This is a genomic window from Anaerocolumna sedimenticola (assembly GCF_009931695.1).
Taxonomy (GTDB): Bacteria; Bacillota; Clostridia; order Lachnospirales; family Lachnospiraceae; genus Anaerocolumna; species Anaerocolumna sedimenticola.
The window spans coordinates 3,364,530-3,377,831 of record NZ_CP048000.1 but is presented as its reverse complement, the minus strand read 5'-3'; the positions used below and the strand labels follow the sequence as shown (position 1 = coordinate 3,377,831).

Here is a 13,302-nt window from a genome sequence, read left to right as displayed (position 1 = left end):
AGAGGTGCGGCAAAGTTATGTATTTTAAACTTTACCGCACCTCTTTTATACTATTTACTTATTGGAAGTTATATTCTCAGTTGGAGTTAATGGAGCATTTACCATAATATTCTCTACTTCTTCATACCCAGCCGGAAATGCAAAGTTATATCTGGCTGGTAATGCAAATACATATTTGGAATTACGTCCAAGCTCCTCCGGGTTTATAGGTGCTGCACCGATATGGAATTTATCCTGCTGCATTGCGTCCCATTGGCTTAAAGTAAATACCATAATCGGAATATCCTGACGTGTTTCTTTTGAAGTCCACAAGGGATGTCTGATGGTGACAACAGGACCGGTTTCCATAACTTTCTGGGTTTCATTAAAATCGATTCCTTCCCATTTATCTGTAAAAACCTTATAACCTTTCCAGCTGGAGGGCAGAGCAAACTCAAAGCCGTATTGATTATTTTCATAAATAATAGGACCCCCTTACCGAATATATTCTCATCCCTAGTATCGGATCCAGATGAATTATCGTCAGAATTTAATTCATTACCTGAAGTTTCTGTAGCATCGGTATCTGTTTTTGTAGTGTTTGTATCAGCGTTGTCCGTACCAACAATACCTGCGTTATCAACATCCGTATTATGACTGCCCTTATAACCGGCGTTATCTGTTACAGTAAGGGGAACTGTATCATCCTCAGAGTCTGTTGAATCAGTTTCATTTATACTGTCTGATGTTTCTGGCAAACCTGAGTTTTCCACCTGATCAGAAGCCCCGAAACCGTTATCTCCATATACAATCTGATTATCCTTTTTTGCCCCATTATCACTGTTATCAGAGGTATCAACTGTATTATTATAATCTTTCGGAATATTATCTTTACGCTCCCAGGCTACCAAACCGCCTATCAGACAGACAGCTGCCAGTATGAGGCATAATGCAGCAATACCAGGTTTCTTTTTTCCTTTGTCAAATATGTTTGTAAAACGTTTCTTCATAGTTTTTTTTCCTCCATGAATATAAGTGGAAAATGCAGTGTTATGTATATTTCCCTGATGAACTGCCAGTAAAATAGTTTCACTATACTTTCGTTTAAAGGCAATATCCCTATCCTTTATTACTTCGGAATCACATACCATTTCTAAGTCTTTCTCAGACTGGTTTTTCATGAGATAGACCAGTGGATTAAACCAGTGGATTCCATTAGCTAATAATACTAATCCTTTATACCAAATATCTTTCCGTTTATAGTGAATCAACTCATGTTTTAATATTAAACCCAAACTATCATTTTCCAGCTCATAATCCGGTAATATCATAACAGGATTAAAAAATCCTGTCATCATGGGGCTGATTCCTTTTTTACAGGAATATAACCTGACGTTCTTTGTAACCTTTAATTCCTTTTTAATCCCGCTAAACAAATCTAAAACTCTGTTGTCCTTAACCGGCCTGATAAGCCGTTTAACAGAATTTCTAAAAACTATATATCCGCCAATATAATAAAGTATAAAAAGAACTATTCCCAACAGCCATACGGTTACTAAAATCTCTGTAATAGATATTGATTTTTCTATATTACGTTCTTTCACAGCCGGGGGCGCCGTAAAATAATGGGGTGCCGGAGTGGTTACCGGTTTAAGTAATGGTATTTTAATATCCACGTTTTGAGATGGTACGGATATCTCAATGGGCGGCTTAGGTATCGGCAGATTCAAAGGAATCAATAATCTGACAGCGATTACCAGCCATACCCAATACCTCCATTTCGCCGTATAATTTTTACGGAGCAAGGGAAGCAGAAGTATTAGTATTCCAATAAGTATAGATGTAGTGATTGACACATTTATTAGGTTTCGGAAAATTTCAGTCAGCATATGTTATTCCCCCTTTGATGCTTTATCTATAAATTGGCGAAGTTCTGTTATATCTTCCTCACTGATTGCTTTACTGTTATAAAGGGCGTTAACAAAATTAGTCAGGGAATTGCCATATAATTTTTCCAGAATGGATTTGCTTTCACTTTCTAAATACTCCTGTTCACCGATAAGGGGAGAATAGATATTAACTTTACCCTCTCTGGTGCTTGATAGAAAACCCTTATCCACTAAACGTGCTAGAAATGTAAGTACCGAAGTAATCTTCCATACTTTTTTATATTTTAGTTTTTCACTGACAAAAGCGCTGGTTACAGGCTCTTTCGCTTCCCATATTATCATCATGATTTCCAATTCCGAATCGGGCAGCCTTTTTATCATTTTATTCATGTTTCACCTCTTTCTACATTTGACGAATCAGTTCATGAATATATTCTACATTTGGCGAATCAAAAAATCAACTGCTATTTTATTAAGTTTTTCTTACTGAAAACGCTAGAAACCATTATGGTCCACCGGCCTAGCCGGTGGTTTATTAAAGAAAGCCCTACAAAAAAGAGCCGGCCATCCAGGCTCTTGCCCAGACGGTCGGCTTATATTCGTTATACTTCATGTAATTAATTCTACTTCCGTCAGTCATATAATCTATGAATAAAATCTGTCATTGATTTTTAAGTGTCAAACTTTAAGATTGTATTGTCAAGTCAGTTATTCCAGATTTATACCATGCCCCATATTTTTTCCGGGGTCTTTCATCCATTTATTAACCCGCTCAACAATCTCATTCACAGCAATATCATAAATTTCATTTCCAAACTCAGCTGTTGAAGTTATAGGATTTCTTTTACTCATGATACCAAATTGCAGATTCTCCGCGGCTAAACTCAAATCCACTGTTTCTGGATTTGATGCCATCAGGTGAGAGGTCTCCCAACCACCAGCATGATCTCCAGCATTCTCAAACTTATCCCTCAAAGCAAGAAAATCTGCTACAGCCATAGCCCCAATCCTATCCCATCTTTTATCATAAGCCCATTGATTATAGGATATTACTGCACATCTTGCATTCTCTATCAACGGATAGTGTCCTACAACAAAAACGACCAGTTTAAATCCATATGATGCAACTTCTGACATGATATGAATCAAATGGTGGTTGTAATGCTCTATCTGTTGCATTCCTGTATACGGATATTTATTATCATCAAAAGCATCCTGCTGTAAACTCATCCTTTCACAGATTCCCTCACGGTATTTCAAATCTGTTTCAAGAAGGGAATTAACTCTGCTTTCACCATAATATACTGTAGGGAATACAATTCCTCCACCTTTCTTTGCACATCGAATTGCTATTTCTTCTGCCTGTAATCCGTCTGCTCCAAGAGGATTATGTAACCCATGCCATTCCAGGGTTCCTAACGGGACATAGGCTACCGGAAACGCATTCCGTTGTACTGTTATTTGATCCGGTCTTAGATAATGAAATCTCATTTCCATACTCATTCCTCCAATTAATATAATAATCACTAATTTTTTGCCTTACCCTTTAATTCCGCCTTGAATCATACCTTCCATAAACATCTTCTGGCATATAAAAAATAAAACAACAACGGGGATTACAGATATTACTCCTCCAGCAAATAACAGATTGTAGTTGTTACCATATGGCGATAAATATGTCTGAATTCCAACCGTCAGAGTAAAGTTTTTACTCTTTGACATCACTATTAACGGCCACAAAAAATCATTCCATGCATTCGTAGCCTGTAATATCACCATTGTTGAAAATGCCGGCTTCATAAGCGGCGACATAACTTTTAGGAAGATACTAAACTCTCCGCACCCATCAATCCTGGCAGCATCCATGAATTCTTTTGAAAGAGTTTGTGCATATTGAAGAAAAAAATAAATCGTAAATGGTGCAACCATAAACGGAAATACTACACCCAAATATTTATTTAATAAATGAAAGCTGTTTATTTCATTGTATAGCGGTATCATCAGAGTCTCAATCGGAATCATCATAGTACTCATCACCAGAATGATAATGAACTTTTTCCCTTTGAACTCATACATGGATATACCGTATCCTACCATGGAACAGAGAAGCACAGAAAGCACCGTAAAAATCGTTGTTACGATAATACTGTTCTTAAACCAGGAAAAATATAACCCTTCGTTGTCCGAAAGCAGCATTTTATAGTTCTCAATACTTAACATATCTACTTTGATTTTTAATGCTATTCCGTTTTTAAATACCTGGCTCATATCGGTTACAAAAGATGTTACAAGCAGATAAAAGAACGGTGTCAATGATACAACTGCCATAATCAAAAGAATAATAAAAATGCAAAATTGATATGTACTTTTCTTCTTTTTGTTTATCATCTTTGATTCCCCCTACTGCCAATACCCAATGACTTAATATAGATGAAGTTCAGAATCATAAAAAGCATAAAAAGTATGACTGACATGGCGGATGCATAGCCCATATCAAAATGTCCGAAGGCCATTCGGTAAATATATAAAACTATGGTTAATCCAATATCTCCGGGTGAACTTTTGCTCGCCCATAATACATAACTCTCACCAAACATACGCAAACCGCCATAGGTTAAAATTGTTGTAACAAAAATTAAGATCGGTTTTATTCCCGGCAGTGTAATATAACGAAATTTCTGTACCGTATTTGCTCCATCTACATAGGCAGCATCGTATAATTCCGGCGATATCGTCTGCAATGCTGATAAAAAGTATAATATATTAAGTCCCAGCCAGCGCCAAGTAGATGTAAAAACCAGTGCTATCACTCCTATAATTTTTGTATCATACAGCCATTCCTTAGGCTCTTTATTAAATAATTGCATCAATAGGTTTAGGGGTGTATTTGCATTCCCGGCCAGAAAGAGCCTGAAAAATATACCTGCGACAACAATAGAGGTCAATGCAGGAATATAAAAAGCTGATCTGAATATATTTCTGAATGGTGTTAATTTTTGATTTAAAACCACTGCTAAAAGCAAGGGCAAAATAATATTTACGATGGTTATTCCCAGTGTAAATCCCAATGTTGTTAAAATAGCATTACCAATATGAGGATCTGTCAGTATTCTTTGATAATTATCTGCACCCACAAATTGATAAGTACTAATCCCTTCCAGTTTATAAAAACTGCGATATATCATGTAAAGCATAGGATACAGTGTAAAAACCATAAATGAAATTATAAAAGGTGCGCAAAAAAAATAAGGTGCTGTTTGTTTTGTAATTATTCTTCCTTTATTCACCGGTATCATCCTCTCATTATTATAGAATAAGCTGCCACAATATTGTTGTATTGCGGCAGCTTATTCCAAACTATTACTTGGAATTATTAATTTCATCCGCTGCACTCTTCAGTGCGTCCGCTGGAGTTTCACTCTTCTCACTTAATACTTTAAACAATATATCACCAGATACCAACGAATTTGCTAATGAAAATTTTGGTGATGCCGTAATATTGGAAGTATGGAATTTATCCTTCATGTTGATGACAATATTAAAAATATCTTTTCCAAAATAATCGGTAAATTTATTATCCTGTTTCATTACATCAGTTTCCCAAATATCCCACCTCAACGGATCAAATCCCAGTACATTCCATATCTTTCCTGCACCTTCAGCACTAATTTTTGCATCTGCTAGAAATCGAGTTGCCAGATCCTGATTTTTACATTGTGTAGTAACACTCGTTGCAGTTCCGCCAAAAACCGGATATACGCTGCTATCATCCCAGACAGGAGGAGCTGCCATTTGAATTTTACCGGACAGTTCAGGCATATAGTCCGTGAATCTTCCCATATACCACATACATTCCAACATGGAAGCCGCTCCGCCTTTTGACATAAATCCATAATATTCCTCCGTATGGAATCCACCGCCAGGTGTTGTGACTGCTGTTCCGTCCTCCAGCATACTCATCATAAAATCAAGAGTCTTGGCATTAGCTTCACTATCAATAATACAATTACCTTTTTCATCAAAATAATCTCCGCCCATTTCACCGGTCATAATATAATAGCTCCAGGAATCAGCAACTTCAAAGGTAATGATTGGTTTACCGGTAGCCGCCAGTACTTTTTTACCAGCCTCATGCAAATCGTTCCATGTGACAATGTCTTCTACTTTTACCCCGGCCTGATCTAATATTTCCGTATTGTAGTACATCATAGGTGCACCTACATGATATTCAATACCGTAATAATTATTGTCATATTTATAAATATCAAGTACCGGCTCAAGGAAGTTGCTCTTCTCCGGTTCGATAACATCATTCAGTGGAACAAATACTTTTTCACCGCCCTGCATAAAATCACTGAATTTGGCGACATTAACATCTACAATATCAGGCGCCCCGTCTCCGGACTGTAACGTAATCAGTAATTTACTATGCATATCTTCTAGCGGATAAGTCTCTGTCTTTAATTCGATCTGTTCCTCTGGGTGGTTCTCATTCCAGGTTTTCGCTGCATCTTGAAAGAAATCCGCATGCTGCTCAACATATGTCCAAAAAGTCAACTGTGTTACTTCCCCCTTTGATTCTGCCTGTTTTGTTACCTCTGTGCTCGCATTGTCTGAAGAGGCATCTCCTTTTCCTCCTGTTGGACTTAAAGAAGGCTTCGATCCGCACCCTGTAAACATTAACAAAATTACGGTCATAGAAAGCAATATTGCTATCATCTTTTTCTTCATAATTACCCTCCTATAATTTTTATTAGTGTAACTATTAACAATATTGATTCTACATTTTAGATTGTGTTTTGTACATTAAGTATATAAACCTGTTTTCTTAAAATTTTGTCCTCTTTATTTTCTTTCAATATCAATGCTTTTTATATAATCCGATGGTGAAATGCCATATACCTCTTTAAACAGTATGTAGAAGTAATTATAATTTTGTATACCGATTTCATCGGCAATCTCCTGCAACGTCAGATTTCCCTGCAAAATCATTTCCCGCGCATGTTTCATTTTTATCTGGTTAATATATGTTACCAGATTCACTCCCGTACTTTTTTTAAAGGTTCTGCTTAAATATGCGGCACTAACAAGCAATGCATCAGCCAACTTACGTAACGTTATTTTTTCTTTATAGTTTATTTCAATATATTTTATTGCTTTTTCCGAAATAGAATATTTTGAAAATGAAAATCCGCTTTTTTTCAATTCTTTTTGCATATTGATGCAAACATTAATAAGATATTTTTTTATATCCTCGCAGGTGGAAAAGGATATGCATATTTCATATGGCTGCTCTTTATTAAAGATTATTTTCTCGTCTAAATGCATATTAATAATTTTTCTTTTTAAAAACATTATAATTTCCATATACAATACCTGAATTCGTTCTCTTGGCAAATGCCTTTTTATTACATCTGTAAAAAAATAATCAAAGTATTCATTGATATTATGTTCTTTTAAATATAAAATCTCATTCAGCTGGTTAATGTTTTCATCATCTAATACTCCTGCAGGCTCTTCTATTCCCTCACTATGTACAATAAACTTTTTCCCACCCTGGAAATAATTTTCAAGCAGGACTGCTTTATCAATCTGTATTTGCTTTCTGATATGTTTAATCCCTTCAAAGGGATCTGATACAACAAACGACAATTCTAAACCACAAAATCTAAACAATGTTGATTGTATCTGCATAATTACTTCATCAATATCTTTTCTTGACTTTTCTCTTGCACTGAATGCCATTACAAATATACCAGGTTCCAGCGGCATCATAAAGTAATCCCGATAATATTTAATTGTCTCTTCAATTAACATCCGCATTGTCAGTTCATCTGTTTTTATGTCATGTAATTCACCAAAATAACAATCGGTACCCCCGATTACCACTATCATATCCTCATACAACCAAGACAATTTCATGTTTTTTAATATTTCATCCAGATTCTCAATATCTGTATACTCATAGACGATTTTATATAGCAGATCACCTTTGCTCTCTTCTGTAAACGATGGCAGCTTCTCTATTTTCTCTTCTCCTATTTCCTGAATCATGGCTTTTATCAAATCATTAATACTTTCTTTCGTAATCTGATGCTTTAATAAATAATCTTTTGCACCGTTTTTCAGACTTCCCCTGACATAATTAAAGTCTTCATACGCACTTAACGCAACTACTTTAATATTCGAATCAAATTCATTGATATAATTAATTAATTCCACGCCTGTCATATTTGGCATGCTGATATCAGTAAATATAATATCTGGTTTACACTCTTTCAGCAACTCAACAGCTGACTTACCACTACCCGCTTCTGCAATTAATTCACATCCTAATACATCCCACTCAATCATTTTTTTTAATTCCACTAACACTATCGGATCGTCGTCTACAAGCATAATATTATACATTCTTCTCACCTCGTTTTATTATTGGTAATTTTATGATTAAGGTTGTATATTCATTTTCCTCACTTTTCATCTGTAACCCATACTGATTTCCAAACAACAGCTTTATTCTTCTATTTACATTACCAACGCCAATACCAGTAAATCTTCCTTTTTCTTCATTCTTCTTATCATTCAGGATTTTTGAGAATTCCGTCTGCGCAATCCCTACACCATTATCTGTTATCTCAAAAAACATGTTCCGTTTCTTCTGATATCCGCTAATCTCTATCAAGCCTCTTCTATTTAACGGTTCAATACCATGAATAATTGCATTTTCCACAATCGGCTGTAAAATGAACTTTGGCATCAGCTTATTTTCAATCGAGGAATCAATCTTAAAATTGACATCAAATTTACTCATCAGTCGATATTCCTGTATTGTAATATAATTCTTTAGTAATTCAATCTCATCGGAAACCGTCTGCAGATTATCATCATTTTTCATACTGCCTCTTAATAAATCTATTATAGCATTCACAAGTGTTACAATTGAGTTTTCATTTTTCATTCTTGCAATAAATGAAATTGTATTCAGGGTATTTGCCAAAAAGTGAGGATTTATTTGCGCCTGCAATGCCTGGATCTCCAGTTTTCTTTTCTGTCTTTCAGCTTTTCGTATATTCTCAAGAAGACTACTTATCTCTTTTGCCATTCTATTAAATTGTTTTGCCAAAATAGTAATTTCATCATTCCCATCTTCCTTCAGGGTAATATCCATATGTCCGGTTTCAAACTCTTTAATGCCAATAATAGTCCTGTTTATAGGTAAAATAATACTATATGATACTATCGCGGTAATAACAATTCCAAAGGCTATTCCAAAAAGACCTACATAAATGAAATTTCGCATGATGGGTTCTGCGTCTGTATGCAAATATGTAAATGGAACAATACTAACCAAACACCAAGTATTGTTTATCATTTTATTATATACTATCTTATTTTCTTTTCCCTTCTGAAGGAAATAACGCTCGTCCTTTATACGGCGAATTATATCGTTATCAGAATAAACATTTCCTACCTTGATAGAATCCTCAACCGATGAAATAATGACATTGTCTTTATCCACTACAAATATTTCAGCAGACATATTATTAGCCAATTCTCTATAAATACTTTGTATTTTTTCTTCTTCAATAGTCATCAGCATATAGCCGATAATATTTCCATCCTTTTTTTTCTTAATTGCTTTTCCTAATACAATATTTTTCTCCCAACATTAACTCCTGATGCAATTCTCACCTCATAACTTTCATTCATTGCTTTAAAAATACATCTTCCATTACCTTCATTACATTCCTGTAAAAAATCTTTTAAATTATCTTCCTTCAAATTCAGACGAAAGGCATCGCTTCCATATACATTCACCGCATCACCTTGCAGAGTATATAATGTAATTTCCGTTACTATATTATCAAAAACATATTTTCTGCTCATCTTTTCAGTAATGACAACTTTTGTATTATGTTTCATTCTTTCTGTATAATTATTATAGTTAATCAATATGTCCTGAATTTCATCCATATAGCTTATTTCAATGCTGTCATTTCGAACTTTCTCCATTTTTTCCTCAATATTGGAACAAATCTGAATTAGCATAGATTCTAAAGAGCTGCTTATCCCTTCCTGAATAACTTTACTGCTTTTGTTATATAATAGTATTCCATAAATTATAATTGGTAGCATTGTAGCGAAAATAAACATGATGAGTAATCGTCTAAAAATATTTATATTTCTTAATAGTGAAGTTTTTTCTTTCCATCTTTTCAACATCCTAAAAGCCCCCAAAATGATAGTTACTCTGTATAAACCCAAATCAATTGGCTCTTTACAAAGCCTCCATCACACTTAACTTTAGCTACTGTAGAGCTTCCTTCTTTAAATCTATAAGATTTATATCTATTTCATATCCTCTTTGTAATCTCATCCGATAACCAGTAGTATATTCTTACATAAACATACCTTCTAAAAACACAATTTTTCTATATTTTATCATCATCCCAAAATTATTACCATACTTTTTCATATTTATTGCCCAACCATTGTGATCTATAGTATTACTGTTGGTTGTTTCAGTTTTTGCATTTCCGCTTTCAGATGGTCTGGTAATACGGCAGCATACAATCGCGTAGTCATATCCAAATCATACAACAATTACAGTACATTTTGTTCATAACAAAGAGAGTAGACCTCATTCAAAATCTACTCTCTCATTTTTACCGCAACATTATAATTGTCTTATTCCTTGTAATCCGGTCAATTAGCTTTTTTGCAGAATATTCATATTTTTCTTTCATACCGTTTTCAGGATAACTCTCCACAGTGCAGCTATGTATATGCATAATCGGTTCCAGAGCACATAGCGTCTCAGGATTTTCATATTCTTCTTCCAGTCCCTTCTTCACACTTTCAAATATTTTCATCAATTCTGGCATTTTCGTAAGCGATACCGACCGGCATTGTGGTCAGTAATACGAGCAATGATTTTAATACCTCCTTTGTTGTTTGTAGTGCGGTTTGAGACCCACACTTATTATAACAAGGGAGTTTTATGAAAACGCTAGAAACCATTATGGTCCACCGGCCTAGCCGGTGGTTTTTTAAAGATAGCCCTACAGCAAGAAAAAAGGTTTTCTGAAATTTTTTTCAGAAAACCTTTTTCGTTACTATTTTAAGTAATCCATAAATCCTTGGAGCGAAGTATCTTTCTTTACTGCTTTCGCTAACTTTGAATTAATATCATTAATAACTTTTTTAATATCTTTTTCTTTCGATAATTTATTGATATAGTCGTTGAGTTTTTTATTATTTTGATCCGGATTAATGCTTAGATTTCCTTCTTTATCTCTGCTAATAACCATGGAACTCATTCCGGGAACTAAGGTATCAATATTATATAATTTAATGTTATATGTGGTAAATACTACATAAGAATTTTTATCTAATCCTGGTTTAATATAAGTTTTAATATCCTGATATTTCTCAATAATATCATTTTCAGATTTTTTTTCCCCAGATGTCTGTTTTTTAACAGACTTATCATCTGCTGTCTGGTCTTTTGTATCCAAACTGTCTTTTTTCTCATCACCAAGAGAATCATAATATGTATTAATTAAATTATTAATTTCTGATTTTATATCATCCTCTGAAATGCTTTGTTCCTGATTTACATTTTTATCATCTGACGTCTGTTTTTCTTCGGCAGATAAAGTTGAAATGGTTTCGTTTTCATCGGAAGCAGGCTCCACTTCAGTTTGCAAATTTTCCTGTACCATTGTGCTGTTTTTAACAAGGTCAGTTTCCGTTTTGTTCCCGTTGTTTTTTATACTGAGACCTAAAACCAGAATAAGGGCTGCAGCTCCCACCGCGGCCAGGTATTTTTTCCATTGTTTCATCTGTTATATGTTCCTCATTTCTGTTGCATATTAAGATTGATGTGAAAAAACCATACAAATAATCTACATTCATTAATTTGTACCTCTACACCTCTACATAAGCCTAAAGGCCACTGAAGTATGAAACAAGTACTCCTTGTATGGTTTTTTTTAAACTAAATAGTTTCACAATTACCTATTTCATTAGCGGAGCTGAAATAAAAAATACCATACTTTTGACTTAAGTAAAGGTTAGATTATTATCAGCCCCCATCTTTTTAATTAATATAACTTACTGCTTTTACAGGCTGTCTGTAATTATAACTGCGTACTACAATACCTGTTTCCGGACTACTTGCGCTAATAACCTGCCCATTGCCTATGTAAAGTGCAACGTGATTAATAGAGCCGTTTCTTGAATAAAAAATTAAATCGCCCGGTCTGATATCGGATACGGAAATCGATCTTCCACTTGCGGCCTGGGATCTTGAATCCCTTGGTATGTAAATTCCATTATCAGAAAAAACTGATTGTGTAAAACCGGAACAATCCGTTCCATTGGTTAAGCTGGTTCCACCATAGACATAAGGATTTCCTTGAAACTTAAGAGCATAGTTTACAATCTTATCACGGGTAGAAGAACTGTTGGAACTACTGCTGCTTGAATTTTTTTTCTGTGATGAATTGCTTGATTTTACAGAATAACGAGCGGCATTATTTGAGGAATTGTTAGATGAATTATTACTGGAAGAAGAATCCGTTGACTGGGATTGTTCTGCTGCTTTTCTGGCTGCTTCTTCTGCTTCTAATTTTGCTTTTTCCTCTTCAATGGAGATCGCTTCTTTAAATTCCGTTGATAAATCCACATAATCAGCAGAAACATAACCTGTTCCCTGACTGCCTAAAGAAACTTTTATCCATCCGTCCATTTCCTTTTTTACTTTCAACTCTTCCCCGACAGGAAGTAAAGTAATAACAGGAGCATCCGTATTAGTTTCTTTCCTTACTTTCAAGGTAGTTGTATTTACGGTTGCGACTCTGGTTCCAACGGAATCTGCTACTTCTGCCGCTTCCTTACCTGTAACCAGGAAATCGGATTTTATGTACCCGGTAACGGTTCCTGATTTTACCTTATACCAGTCACCTTTTTTAGTAATAATTGTTGCTGCTGAATTATCATATAATTTTCCGATTATTTTACTGTCTTCACTGGGTTTCTTTCTTATGTTCACATAATCGGTTACCTGGGCGAAAGATATATCCGCATATTCTTTGAATAAATCCGAGGATAAATAATTTTTGATATCTTTGCTATCTTTATCCGAATTCTGATAAAAATCACTTAATAAAACATCTATTCCCGCAATTGGCATTTCGGCAGCTTTTGATATTGTAGCCCTGCTGGCAAAAGCTATTGTCCCTATCATACAATATGTAACAATCTTTCTTATTTTTATCATTTGAAACCTCCAACTTCATTTATTACAAATCTGTTAAATATGTTACAAATTTATTTTAAATTAAAATCGAAAATAATGCACTAGGTATATGTTGGAAATTGTGTAAATTCTTATAACTTTCCCTGAAACTTAAGAAATAGTCTCCACGAG

13 protein-coding genes and 1 riboswitch are annotated in these 13,302 nt (G+C 34.6%); all 13 genes read right to left on the bottom strand.

Going from position 1 to position 13,302, the window contains the following annotated elements; translation table 11 throughout:
• Positions 1–54 precede the first annotated feature (54 nt).
• Entirely contained in the window at positions 55–273 is a 219-nt protein-coding gene (locus Ana3638_RS14895) for a hypothetical protein (protein ID WP_161838741.1), read from the bottom strand.
• Complete coding sequence (locus Ana3638_RS14890; protein WP_161838740.1) at positions 258–1,868, bottom strand: M56 family metallopeptidase; 1,611 nt, start codon at positions 1,866–1,868, stop codon at positions 258–260. The genes Ana3638_RS14895 and Ana3638_RS14890 overlap by 16 nt, the downstream gene beginning before the upstream one ends.
• Positions 1,869–1,871: 3 nt before the next feature.
• Positions 1,872–2,258, bottom strand: a complete 387-nt coding sequence (locus Ana3638_RS14885; RefSeq protein ID WP_161838739.1) for a BlaI/MecI/CopY family transcriptional regulator — start codon at positions 2,256–2,258, stop codon at positions 1,872–1,874.
• 181 nt (positions 2,259–2,439) lie between these two features.
• Positions 2,440–2,518: riboswitch (ZMP/ZTP riboswitch) on the bottom strand.
• Positions 2,519–2,576: 58 nt separating this feature from the next.
• The gene (locus tag Ana3638_RS14880; RefSeq protein ID WP_161838738.1) at positions 2,577–3,365 is read right to left on the bottom strand and encodes a creatininase family protein; all 789 of its coding nucleotides are present in this window, start codon (positions 3,363–3,365) and stop codon (positions 2,577–2,579) included.
• Between the two features lie 42 nt (positions 3,366–3,407).
• A complete protein-coding gene (locus Ana3638_RS14875; RefSeq protein WP_161838737.1) occupies positions 3,408–4,256 on the bottom strand; it encodes a carbohydrate ABC transporter permease in 849 nt (282 codons plus the stop codon).
• Complete coding sequence (locus tag Ana3638_RS14870) at positions 4,253–5,155, bottom strand: carbohydrate ABC transporter permease (RefSeq protein ID WP_161838736.1); 903 nt, start codon at positions 5,153–5,155, stop codon at positions 4,253–4,255. Before Ana3638_RS14870 ends, Ana3638_RS14875 begins: the two co-directional genes overlap by 4 nt.
• A 73-nt stretch (positions 5,156–5,228) precedes the next feature.
• Positions 5,229–6,599 carry an ABC transporter substrate-binding protein gene (locus Ana3638_RS14865; RefSeq protein WP_161838735.1) on the bottom strand — a complete coding sequence of 457 codons (1,371 nt, stop codon included), beginning with the start codon at positions 6,597–6,599 and terminating at the stop codon, positions 5,229–5,231.
• Between the two features lie 114 nt (positions 6,600–6,713).
• Entirely contained in the window at positions 6,714–8,279 is a 1,566-nt protein-coding gene (locus Ana3638_RS14860) for a response regulator transcription factor (protein ID WP_161838734.1), read from the bottom strand.
• On the bottom strand, positions 8,272–9,468 hold the full coding sequence (locus Ana3638_RS14855; protein WP_161838733.1) for a sensor histidine kinase: 1,197 nt from the start codon (positions 9,466–9,468) through the stop codon (positions 8,272–8,274). Before Ana3638_RS14855 ends, Ana3638_RS14860 begins: the two co-directional genes overlap by 8 nt.
• Before the next feature lie 44 nt (positions 9,469–9,512).
• Entirely contained in the window at positions 9,513–10,091 is a 579-nt protein-coding gene (locus tag Ana3638_RS14850; RefSeq protein WP_161838732.1) for a hypothetical protein, read from the bottom strand.
• Between the two features lie 443 nt (positions 10,092–10,534).
• Positions 10,535–10,741 carry a hypothetical protein gene (locus tag Ana3638_RS14845; protein WP_161838731.1) on the bottom strand — a complete coding sequence of 69 codons (207 nt, stop codon included), beginning with the start codon at positions 10,739–10,741 and terminating at the stop codon, positions 10,535–10,537.
• Positions 10,742–10,984: 243 nt separating this feature from the next.
• Positions 10,985–11,713 carry a hypothetical protein gene (locus tag Ana3638_RS14840; RefSeq protein WP_161838730.1) on the bottom strand — a complete coding sequence of 243 codons (729 nt, stop codon included), beginning with the start codon at positions 11,711–11,713 and terminating at the stop codon, positions 10,985–10,987.
• A 257-nt stretch (positions 11,714–11,970) separates the two neighbouring features.
• On the bottom strand, positions 11,971–13,152 hold the full coding sequence (locus tag Ana3638_RS14835; protein WP_161838729.1) for a C40 family peptidase: 1,182 nt from the start codon (positions 13,150–13,152) through the stop codon (positions 11,971–11,973).
• Positions 13,153–13,302 lie beyond the last annotated feature (150 nt).